The sequence below is a fragment of the Streptomyces sp. 12E genome (assembly GCF_055633275.1).
Window position 1 is genome coordinate 2794730 of sequence record NZ_JBVNCJ010000001.1, and the last position, 10131, is coordinate 2804860.

Sequence of the window (10131 nt, forward strand, 5' to 3'; positions counted from 1 at the left end):
CGGAGACGCTGCTCTCCGGCCCCTCGTCGTGCGCGGGGTGTCACGCCCAGAGCTGGCCCTGGAGGGTGTCGATGGCCTCTTCCGTCGTCGCGGCGGTGTAGACGCCGGTCGACAGGTACTTCCAGCCGCCGTCGGCGACGACGAAGACGACGTCGGCGCTCTCGCCGGCCTTGAGCGCCTTGTTCGCCACGCCGATCGCCGCGTGCAGGGCGGCGCCGGTGGAGACGCCGGCGAAGATGCCCTCCTGCTGGAGGAGTTCGCGGGTGCGGGTGACGGCGTCGGCGGAGCCGACGGAGAAGCGGGTGGTGAGCACGGAGGCGTCGTACAGCTCGGGGACGAAGCCCTCGTCGAGGTTGCGCAGTCCGTAGACGAGGTCGTCGTAGCGCGGTTCGGCGGCGACGATCTTCACGTCGGGCTTGTTCTCGCGCAGGTAGCGTCCGACGCCCATGAGGGTGCCGGTGGTGCCGAGGCCGGCCACGAAGTGGGTGATGGACGGCAGGTCGGCGAGGATCTCGGGGCCGGTGCCGGCGTAGTGGGCGCCGGCGTTGTCCGGGTTGCCGTACTGGTAGAGCATCACCCAGTCGGGGTGCTCGGCGGAGAGTTCCTTGGCGACGCGCACGGCGGTGTTGGAGCCGCCGGCGGCCGGGGAGGAGATGATCTCCGCGCCCCACATGCCGAGCAGGTCACGGCGTTCCTGCGAGGTGTTCTCGGGCATCACGCACACCATGCGGTAGCCCTTGAGCTTGGCGGCCATGGCCAGCGAGATGCCGGTGTTGCCGCTGGTCGGTTCGAGGATGGTGCAGCCCGGGGTGAGGCGGCCGTCCTTCTCCGCCTGTTCGATCATGAACAGGGCGGGGCGGTCCTTGATCGAGCCGGTGGGGTTGCGGTCCTCGAGCTTCGCCCAGATCCGGACGTCGGCGGACGGCGACAGCCGCGGCAGGCGCACCAGGGGGGTGTTGCCCACCGCGGCCAGCGGGGAGTCGTAGCGCATCGCCGGTCAGACCGTTCCCGCCCGCCGCCCGACCGCCACCCCGGTCGGACGCGGCTCCGCCGCGGCGGATCCCCCGGCGACGGCCGGCAGGATCGTGACGTTGTCGCCGTCGGACAGCTTGGTGTTGATGCCGTCCAGGAAGCGGACGTCCTCGTCGTTGAGGTAGACGTTGACGAAGCGGCGCAGCTGCTCGCCGTCCACGATGCGGGCGTGGATGCCCGGGTGCCGGGTCTCGAGGTCGTTGAAGAGCTCGGCGAGGGTGTCCCCGGTGCCCTCCACCGCCTTCTGACCGTCGGTGTACTGGCGGAGGATGGTCGGGATGCGGACCTCGATGGCCATGGCTGAGGGCTCCTGTCGGAAGTGTCTGTCGTGGGTTCGTCAGGGCGCGCGGGGGCGCGCGGCAGTCCGCCGCGGCTCACGGCCCACGGCGGCGGAGGATCAACAGATGGCGCTGTTCAGCCTGCACAGGTCGACGTGCAGCCGCGCCACGAGCAGGGCGCCCGGCGCTGTTTCGCTCACGTCAGGGAGAACCATGGGGGCATCGTATCGATTCCCGGACCGGTCTCCGGAATGTGATCTCACGCTTCGGACACCTTCCTTCCGGGATGCGGGACCGGGGCCGGTGCGCCGGGTCAGTAGGCCTCGACGACCTCGACCTCCTCCTCGGTGACCTCGCCCTCCAGGATGCGGAAGGAGCGGAACTGGAACTCGCCGGCGCCGTCGGTGTCGGCGGTGGAGACCAGGACGTAGTGGGCGCCGGGCTCGTTGGCGTAGGAGATGTCGGTGCGGGAGGGGTAGGCCTCGGTGGCGGTGTGGGAGTGGTAGATGACCACCGGCTCCTCGTCCCGGTCGTCCATCTCCCGGTAGAGCTTCAGCAGGTCCTGGGAGTCGAACTCGTAGAAGGTGGGCGAGCGGGCCGCGTTCAGCATGGGGATGAAGCGCTCGGGGCGGCCGGCGCCCACCGGGCCCGCCACCACGCCGCACGCCTCGTCGGGGTGGTCCTCGCGGGCGTGGGCGACGATCCGGTCGTACAGGTCCTGGGTGATGGTCAGCATGGGGCTCAGGATAAGCAGACGGGCCGTTCCGTACCGAGGGGTGGTACGGAACGGCCCGTATGCCGGACGCCTTGAGCGGAGGGCGCGGGGGCGCCACGAGTGCCCCCTGCGGTTCGGCGTCCCGGGGAGGGGTCAGCCGACCCTCTGGAACCGGTCCTCGTCGCGCCGGGTGACCTGGGGGTTGCGGCGCTTGAGGAAGAACCAGCCGACGCCCAGGGCGAGGGCCCACCCGGCCATCACGTACAGGCAGATCCTGGCGTTCGCGTCGATGGCGATCATGCCGGTGACGAAGAGCAGGAACGCGATGGCGATGTAGGAGCAGACCGAGCCGCCGGGCGCCGGGAAGGACGAGGCGGGCAGCCGGCCGGCGACGACCCGGCGGCGGTAGAGGACGTGGCTGATCAGGATCATCAGCCAGGTCCAGATGCCGGCGGCGGTGGCGATGGAGGTGACGTAGCCGAAGGCCTTCTCCGGGACGGTGTAGTTCAGGACGACGCCGATGCCCATGAAGACCACGGAGGTGGCGATGCCGAGCGCCGGGGTCTTGGTGGACGACAGCCGCTTGAAGACCCGCGGGGCCTCGCCGTTGTCGGCGAGGTTGCGCAGCATGCGGCCGGTGGAGTACATGCCGGAGTTGCAGGACGACAGGGCGGCGGTGAGGACGACGAAGTTGACGATGCCGGCGCCGGCCGGGATGCCGATGACCGCGAACGCCTTCACGAAGGGGCTGACCCCGTCGGAGAACTCGGTCCACTTGACCACGCACAGGATGACGGTGAGCGCGCCGACGTAGAACAGGGCGATGCGCCAGGGCAGGGTGTTGATCGCCTTGGGGAGGGTCTTCTCGGGGTTCTCGGACTCGCCGGCGGTGACGCCGACGAGCTCGACGGCGAGGTAGGCGAACATGACGCCCTGCAGGGTCATCAGGGACGAGCCGATGCCCTTGGGGAAGAAGCCGTCGAAGGCCCACAGGTTGGAGACGGCGGCGGTGTCGCCGGCCTGGCTGAAGCCGAGGGTGAGCACGCCGAGGCCGATCACGATCATGCCGATGATGGCGGTGACCTTGACCATGGAGAACCAGAACTCGATCTCGCCGAAGAGCTTCACCGAGATCAGGTTGGCGCCGAACAGGATGATCAGGAAGACCAGGGCCGACGTCCACTGCGGGATCGCCGGGAACCAGAAGTTGATGTAGATGGCGGCGGCGGTCAGCTCGGCCATGCCGGTGACCACCCACATCAGCCAGTAGGTCCAGCCGGTGAAGTAGCCGAAGAACGGGCCGAGGAACTCGCGCGAGTACTCGGCGAACGAACCCGAGACGGGCCGGTAGAGCAGGAGTTCGCCGAGGGCCCGCATGATGAAGAAGATGATGACGCCGGCGAGGGCGTACATGACGATCAGACTGGGACCGGCCTTGGCGATGTTCGCCCCGGCTCCCAGGAAGAGTCCGACGCCGATGGCGCCGCCGATCGCGATCATCTGGACCTGGCGGCTGTTGAGACCTCGCTCGTAACCCTCTTCGGGTGCGGACTCCGTGTCGACCTGCGGTGAGGTCATGTGCGGTGCGCCTTTCTCCATGCCGATCCGAGCCGCTGTCGGCCTCGGATCGGGTCTCGATCCCCCCGGACTGATGGAGCTGGGCGGGCTCTGGGAGTCCGCCCGTGCCTGGCCGGCGGTCGCCGGCTCGGTGGCGCACCCGGCGAACGTACGGGTGGTGTTCGCCGGGCGGTCGTGAAGATTTATCACGGCCGCAATACTGATCACACGGGCGGTGTGTGGCGTGCCTCACGGGGAGAAGTGGACAAAAGGCACCTGAAGAGCCCATAGACGGCGGGCTCTTTGACGCGATCGTTATCCGGATTTGAGTGCCCTCTGAGCGAACGCGTCAGCGGACTTTTCCGGACTTTCCGGGTGGATTCACGGCATGCTCGTCATGGATTCACGGCATGAGGGTGGTGACCAGGGTCTCCTGGAGTCCGCCGAGCCACAGGTACGCCATCACCATCGGCTTGCGCGGGTCCTCGTCGGGGAGGTGGAAGAGGAGGTCGCTGTCGTCCTCGTCGCTGATCTCCAGGCGGGAGCCGATCGCCAGGCGCAGGTCGTTGAGGGCGCCGAGCCACTGGCGGGACTCGTCCGGCGACAGTTCCAGCACCGCGCCGGCCTCGCCGGCCGGGGTGAGCGCGTCCAGGGAGCGGATCACCGCGAGGGCGTTGTCGCGCTTGCCGGCCCGCAGGTCGTTCTCGGTGTAGCGGCGGAACTCCGCGGAGTGGGCCCGCTGCTCCTCGGCCTCCTCGGCCCGCGCAGCACCCTCGGGATCCACGTAGGCGTCCGGGAAGAGGCGGCGCAGCACGGGGTCGGAAGGGGGCTCGCTCGGCCCCTCGTCGAAGAGCCCGGCGAACGGGTCGGCGGAGGCGTCCTCGGCGGGTCCGGGGCCGATGAGCTCCATCAACTGCACGGCCAGCGACCGGATGATGGAGATCTCGACGTCGTCGAGGGCGACGGCCGCGCCGCCGCCGGGGAGCGGTTCGAAGGTTCCTGGCATGGCGGCGATCGGCTGCTTCCGGTCCTGCGGGCGGGGGCGGGTCATGTCCGGCTCGGTCACTTCCGGTCGTGCTGGAGGGTGGCCCACAGTCCGTAGCCGTGCATGGCCTGGACGTCGCGTTCCATCTCCTCACGGGTACCGCTGGAGACGACCGCCCGGCCCTTGTGGTGGACGTCGAGCATGAGCTTGGTGGCCTTGTCCTTGCTGTAGCCGAAGTACGTCTGGAAGACGTACGTCACGTAGCTCATGAGGTTGACCGGGTCGTTGTGGACGATGGTGACCCACGGGACGTCGGGCTCGGGTACGGCGAAGGCCTCCTCCGCCGATTCGGTGCGTTCGATCTCCAGGGGTGCGGGTGACGTCACACAGCCCATGCTGCCACCGCAGGGGGGTGGTCGCACAAACCGGCCCGCTGTTCCGGTGCACGGACTGAAATCGTCAAAGTGACGAAATGGGGGTAGCATCCCCGTCATGAACACAGCGGACCTTGGGCTGCCGGTGGATGTTCCGTCGACGGCGCTCTTCACTGACCAGTACGAGCTGACGATGCTGCGGGCCGCGCTGAAGGCGGGCACGGCCGGGCGGCGCAGCGTGTTCGAGGTCTTCACCCGACGCCTGCCCGACGGCCGCCGCTACGGCGTGGTGGCCGGCACCGGGCGGGTGCTGGACGCGGTGGAGAACTTCCGTTTCGACCCGGGCGTCCTGCGGTTCCTGCGCGAGAAGGACATCGTCGACGAGGAGACCCTGGACTGGCTGGCCGGCTACCGCTTCTCCGGTGACATCTGGGGCTACCCCGAGGGCGAGGTGTACTTCCCGGGCTCGCCGATCATGCGGGTGGAGGGCAGCTTCGCGGAGTGCGTGCTCCTCGAGACGGTGATCCTGTCGATCCTCAACCACGACTCGGCGATCGCCGCCGCGGCCTCCCGGATGTCGTCCGCCGCCGGGGACCGCCCGCTGATCGAGATGGGCGCCCGGCGCACCCACGAGCTGTCGGCGGTGGCCGCCGCCCGGGCCGCGTACGTCGGCGGCTTCGCCACCACCTCCGACCTGGCGGCCGGCTTCCGCTACAACATCCCCACCGTGGGCACCTCCGCCCACGCCTTCACCCTGCTGCACGACAGCGAGCGGGACGCCTTCCGGGCCCAGGTGGACTCCCTCGGCAGCGGCACCACGCTGCTGGTGGACACCTACGACGTGACCGAGGCGGTCCGTACGGCCGTGGAGGTCGCCGGGCCGGACCTGGGCGCCGTGCGGATCGACTCCGGCGACCTGCTGCTGGTGGCGCACCGGGTGCGGCAGCAGCTGGACGAGCTGGGCGCCACCGGCACGAAGATCGTCGTGACCTCGGACCTGGACGAGTACGCCATCGCCTCGCTGGCGGCGGCGCCCGTGGACGCGTACGGGGTGGGCACCCAGCTGGTGACCGGCTCGGGGCACCCGACGGCCTCCATGGTGTACAAGCTGGTCGCGCGCGCGCAGTCCGCCGACCCGAAGGCGCCGCTGGTGCCGGTGGCGAAGAAGTCCACCGGCGGCAAGACCTCCGTCGGCGGCCGCAAGTGGGCCGCGCGGCGGCTGGACGAGCACGGCGTCGCCGAGGCCGAGGTGATCGGCACCGGCGAGGTGCCGGCCGAGCTGGCCGACCGGCAGCTCCTGGTGAAGCTGGTCGAGGGCGGCACGGTGATCGCCCGGGAGCCGCTGGACGTGGTCCGCGACCGGCACGCGGCGGCCCGCGCGGGCCTGCCGCTGTCCGCCACCCAGCTCTCCCGGGGGGAACCCGTCCTTCCGACGGAGTACGCGCACGGGCCGTCGGGTAGCTGAGAACGTGCCCCTCGTACGCGGGGCAGGGCTCCCGGTGCGCGGGCGGGGGCTCCCGCCCGCCCTGCCGTGCCCCTGCCCGCGTCGTCCGTCATTCCCTAGGCTCGGAGGTTCCCCCTGCCGGGCCCGCCCCCATCCGACCCCATAGCCGAAGGACACCGACCATGCGCCGCGCACTGATCGTCGTTGACGTGCAGAACGACTTCTGTGAAGGGGGCAGCCTCGCCGTGGCCGGTGGTGCGGACGTGGCCGCCGCCATCACCGAGCTGATCGGCCAGGCCGCCTCGGCCGGCGGCTACCGGCACGTGGTGGCCACCCGCGACCACCACATCGCGCCCGGCGGGCACTTCGCCGACAACCCCGACTACGTACGGTCCTGGCCCGCGCACTGCGTCGCCGGGACGGAGGGGGTCGGGTTCCACCCGAACTTCGCCCCCGCGGTGACGTCGGGCGCGGTCGACGCCGTGTTCGACAAGGGGGCGTACTCGGCGGCCTACAGCGGGTTCGAGGGGGCCGACGAGAACGGGACGCCGCTGGCGGAGTGGCTGCGGGAGCGGGAGGTCGAGGAGGTGGACGTGGTGGGCATCGCCACGGACCACTGCGTGCGGGCGACCGCGCTGGACGCGGCGCGGGAGGGGTTCCGCACCCAGGTGCTGCTCGATCTCACCGCGGGGGTGGCGGCGGAGACCACCGAGCGTGCGCTGGAGGAGCTGCGCTCGGCGGGGGTGGAGCTGTCGGGGAAGCCCGTCGTGCAGTAGCCCTGCGCCGGGGCGGGCCTGGGGGCGTCGCGCGGCCCGGCGCTCGCGGGGTGCCGCCGCGCCCGCTAGGCGGAGGCCGCCGGGGGCCTGAGGAGGGCTCTTATGGGGTGCCAGAGTTCCACCGTCAGGGCGATGGTGTCGGGGTTGGTGCGCCATATGAGGCCGTCGGGGTGGTGGAGGACCGCCGTGATCTCGTCGGGGGTGGGCGGGGCGGCGTTGCCCCGGAGGTAGATCGCCCGCAGGCCCAGGTTGCGGAGCCTGGTCAGGGCTCGTGCGCGGTTCTGGGCGTGGACGAGGACGCGGACCCCGGCCGGTGCGTCGGCGGCGGGGCTGGGCAGGTTCAGTGCCACCACCACCGTGCCGTTCGGCAGCTTGCAGAAACCTCCTGCGGCCATGTGGTCATACCCCCGTGTCAGCCGGTGTCAATAAGCGAGTCACAGGAGGCACCTAAACACGGATCGGCGGTGACCCGCCAGGGGGTCACCGCCGATCATGTGTTGACCTGCGAAGATGCTATTTACCTACCTGCGGGGCCGACCTCGAGCTCGATCGTCGAGCCGTTCTTGGCCTCCTTGAGGATCTTGATCTTCGTGTTGGTGTCAGTGACCTTGACGCCGGCGGTCGGGTTCGACTCGTCGTAGTAGGTGTTGGTGCGGTCGTTGAAGACCGACACGCCCTTCGACGACGGGATCCACGTCGCCACGTCCGCCTTGTGCAGCGTCATGCCGTCGGTGCGGTACTTGCTGAACGGCGCGTCGTAGCTCTGGATGCGGTTGCGCATCAGCGTGCCGTCGGACCACTTCAGCGCGGTCGGGTGCGAGTCCACCGGGAGGACCAGACCGGTGCCCGGGTGCTGGCTGGTGTTGTTGTCCGCCTGGGAGGTGTCCCACTTCCAGATCAGCAGGCCGTTCTGGTACGCGTAGTGCTCGACCCAGTCCGGGCGGGCCGTGAAGCCGAAGTTGTACGGGCCGACCTCGAGGGTCTTGTCGTACGACACGTACTGGCGGTTCTCGGCGATGTAGTACTGCGCGTAGTCCTTGGTGAAGGACGCGCCGATGCGGGAGAAGCCGGTGGCCTTCCAGGCGGCGTCGGCGGTCTCGACGTCGTCCGAGAAGACCGGGGCGCCGTCGGCCGTCACCGCGATCGCGTCGGCCGTGAAGCCCTTCTGGGCCACTCCGCCGTCGGTCTGGTAGCGGAAGCGCAGGTCGATCTTCTGGCCGGCGTAGGCGTCCAGGGAGTACGCGAACTTCTTGTAGCCGTCGAGCGTGCCGTGCAGGGCGGGCTTGTCGCTGCCGTCGCGCGGGACCGGCTGGCCGTCGACCGTGCCGTCGATGGCGGTCCAGTTGGCGCCGCCGTCGGTGGACACCTCGGTGTAGAGGTAGTCGTAGTTGGCCTCGATGTCGTACCAGCCGTCGAAGGTGAGCTCGGCGGACGACTTGCCGGTCAGGTCGACCGAACGGGACAGCGTGTTCCTGAGGTCGTCACCGCTGCCGCTCCACCACTGGCTCCGGCCCTGGGACGGCTGGATGACCTCGGTGGTCACGGCCTTCTTCGGCAGCGTGACGACCAGCGCCTGCTTGTTCTTGGTGTTGTACTCGGCGACGCCCAGCTTGTGCCAGGAGTTGACGCCCGCCTTGGCGGTGTCGTAGTTCAGCCAGCCGAGCTGGAGCTTGTCCCAGGCGGTCATGTCGCCGGGCAGGTCGCCGATCTCCTTCTTCCCGGTGCCGAGCCAGGAACCGGAGGACATCAGCGACCAGAAGCCGGTGGAGTTCTCGCCGCCCGCGGTGTCGTAGAGGTCCGGCAGACCGAGGTCGTGGCCGTACTCGTGGGCGAAGACGCCGAGTCCGCCGTTCTCCGGCTGGACGGTGTAGTCGCCGACCCAGATGCCGGTGTCGCCGATCTGGGCGCCGCCGAGCTTGTTCTGCTCGGGGCCGGTGGCGCCGGCGTCGGTGCCGAAGGCGTACCAGCGGTGGGCCCAGATCGCGTCGGTGCCCTGGGCGCCGCCGCCCGCGGACTCGTCCTCACCGGCGTGCACGATCTGGAAGTGGTCGATGTAGCCGTCGGGCTCGTTGAAGTCGCCGTCGCCGTCGAAGTCGTAGCGGTCCCACTCGTCGAACCGGGCCACGTCCGCCTTGATCTGGGCGTCGGTGCGGCCGGCCGCCTTCTGCTGGGCGACGTAGGCGTTCAGGCCGTCGCTGACGACGTTCCAGACGCTGGGGCAGTTGGTGTCGCCACAGGCGTTGTTGCCGTAGCGGGCCTCGTTGTAGGGGACCTTGACCCAGTCGGAGACCTCGCCCTCGACCGAGTAGCGGCCGGAGGACTGCTTCTCGTAGTAGGTCTTGACCGAGTCGACGCCCTTGCCGGACCCGAAGTACAGGTCCTCGAAGTGCTGCTGGTCGTAGTCCTCCTGCCAGGCCGTGGAGTTGTCCTTCTTGCGGTCCGGCTTGGCTATCTGGTTGTGCAGCGGGCCGGGCTCGCCGCCGTAGCGGCTGTCGATCTTGTCGCCGAACTCGACCAGGATCGTGAAGATCTTGTCGGTCTTCTCGCGGCCGAGCTCCACGTACTTGCTGTCGCCCTTTTTGCTCTTGAGCTGGACGACCTTCGAACCATCGCGGTTCTTGACCGACGCCTTACCGGATATGACCTGGTTGAGGGCTTCCTCGCGCTGGGCCTCCTGCGTCTTGGAGAGCGGCCCCTCGAGGTCGTGCTCGACGTGGTTGTGCGCCGCCGGGTCGTGCCGGTCCACGGCGCCGGCGCGATCGGCCTTGTCAGCCGAGTCGGCCTGGGCCACGGTGAACGCAGAGCAGGTGGCGGTGACCGCCGCGAGTGCCACGCCTATCGCGGCCGCTCTGGACGTCCAGGTTCTACTCGTCACTTGAGATCCCCTCCCGCGTGCGTGCGCGCGGCCGAAGGAGGTTCCGTCTGTGGAAGGTCCCGCACGCACGTGATCAACGCGTGTAGTCAAGTGAC

12 protein-coding genes are annotated in these 10131 nt (G+C 69.6%); 3 read left to right on the forward strand and 9 right to left on the reverse strand.

Features of this window, described 5'->3' with window-relative positions; translation table 11 throughout:
- Positions 1–40 precede the first annotated feature (40 nt).
- The 5 genes from ACZ8ZB_RS13095 to ACZ8ZB_RS13115 all read right to left on the reverse strand — a co-directional run bounded on the left by ACZ8ZB_RS13095 (position 41) and on the right by ACZ8ZB_RS13115 (position 3603).
- Positions 41–991, reverse strand: coding sequence for a PLP-dependent cysteine synthase family protein (locus ACZ8ZB_RS13095; protein ID WP_470737892.1), 951 nt, complete (start codon positions 989–991; stop codon positions 41–43).
- Between the two features lie 6 nt (positions 992–997).
- A complete protein-coding gene (locus ACZ8ZB_RS13100; RefSeq protein WP_470737893.1) occupies positions 998–1330 on the reverse strand; it encodes a MoaD/ThiS family protein in 333 nt (110 codons plus the stop codon).
- A gap of 99 nt (positions 1331–1429) precedes the next feature.
- Complete coding sequence (locus ACZ8ZB_RS13105) at positions 1430–1525, reverse strand: putative leader peptide (protein ID WP_366814419.1); 96 nt, start codon at positions 1523–1525, stop codon at positions 1430–1432.
- A gap of 98 nt (positions 1526–1623) precedes the next feature.
- Complete coding sequence (locus ACZ8ZB_RS13110; RefSeq protein ID WP_470737894.1) at positions 1624–2046, reverse strand: M67 family metallopeptidase; 423 nt, start codon at positions 2044–2046, stop codon at positions 1624–1626.
- Positions 2047–2178: 132 nt separating this feature from the next.
- The gene (locus ACZ8ZB_RS13115) at positions 2179–3603 is read right to left on the reverse strand and encodes an amino acid permease (RefSeq protein WP_470737895.1); all 1425 of its coding nucleotides are present in this window, start codon (positions 3601–3603) and stop codon (positions 2179–2181) included.
- Between the two features lie 19 nt (positions 3604–3622).
- Here ACZ8ZB_RS13115 and ACZ8ZB_RS13120 point away from each other — a divergent pair, with 19 nt between their 5' ends.
- Entirely contained in the window at positions 3623–3781 is a 159-nt protein-coding gene (locus tag ACZ8ZB_RS13120) for a hypothetical protein (protein WP_470737896.1), read from the forward strand.
- Positions 3782–3985: 204 nt separating this feature from the next.
- Here ACZ8ZB_RS13120 and ACZ8ZB_RS13125 read toward each other — a convergent pair whose 3' ends face one another.
- Both ACZ8ZB_RS13125 and clpS read right to left on the reverse strand, forming a co-directional pair.
- Positions 3986–4588: a DUF2017 domain-containing protein gene (locus ACZ8ZB_RS13125; protein ID WP_470741474.1), complete on the reverse strand. Its 603-nt coding sequence runs from the start codon at positions 4586–4588 to the stop codon at positions 3986–3988.
- Positions 4589–4644: 56 nt separating this feature from the next.
- On the reverse strand, positions 4645–4962 hold the full coding sequence (clpS, locus tag ACZ8ZB_RS13130) for an ATP-dependent Clp protease adapter ClpS (protein ID WP_085573997.1): 318 nt from the start codon (positions 4960–4962) through the stop codon (positions 4645–4647).
- 97 nt (positions 4963–5059) lie between these two features.
- Here clpS and ACZ8ZB_RS13135 point away from each other — a divergent pair, with 97 nt between their 5' ends.
- Complete coding sequence (locus ACZ8ZB_RS13135; protein WP_470737897.1) at positions 5060–6406, forward strand: nicotinate phosphoribosyltransferase; 1347 nt, start codon at positions 5060–5062, stop codon at positions 6404–6406.
- A 161-nt stretch (positions 6407–6567) separates the two neighbouring features.
- Complete coding sequence (locus ACZ8ZB_RS13140; protein WP_030825432.1) at positions 6568–7161, forward strand: isochorismatase family protein; 594 nt, start codon at positions 6568–6570, stop codon at positions 7159–7161.
- A gap of 65 nt (positions 7162–7226) precedes the next feature.
- Here ACZ8ZB_RS13140 and ACZ8ZB_RS13145 read toward each other — a convergent pair whose 3' ends face one another.
- Together ACZ8ZB_RS13145 and ACZ8ZB_RS13150 are read right to left on the reverse strand one after the other, a co-directional pair.
- Complete coding sequence (locus ACZ8ZB_RS13145; protein ID WP_470737898.1) at positions 7227–7556, reverse strand: hypothetical protein; 330 nt, start codon at positions 7554–7556, stop codon at positions 7227–7229.
- Between the two features lie 122 nt (positions 7557–7678).
- Positions 7679–10036, reverse strand: a complete 2358-nt coding sequence (locus ACZ8ZB_RS13150) for an immune inhibitor A domain-containing protein (RefSeq protein WP_470737899.1) — start codon at positions 10034–10036, stop codon at positions 7679–7681.
- Between the last annotated feature and the right edge of the window lie 95 nt (positions 10037–10131).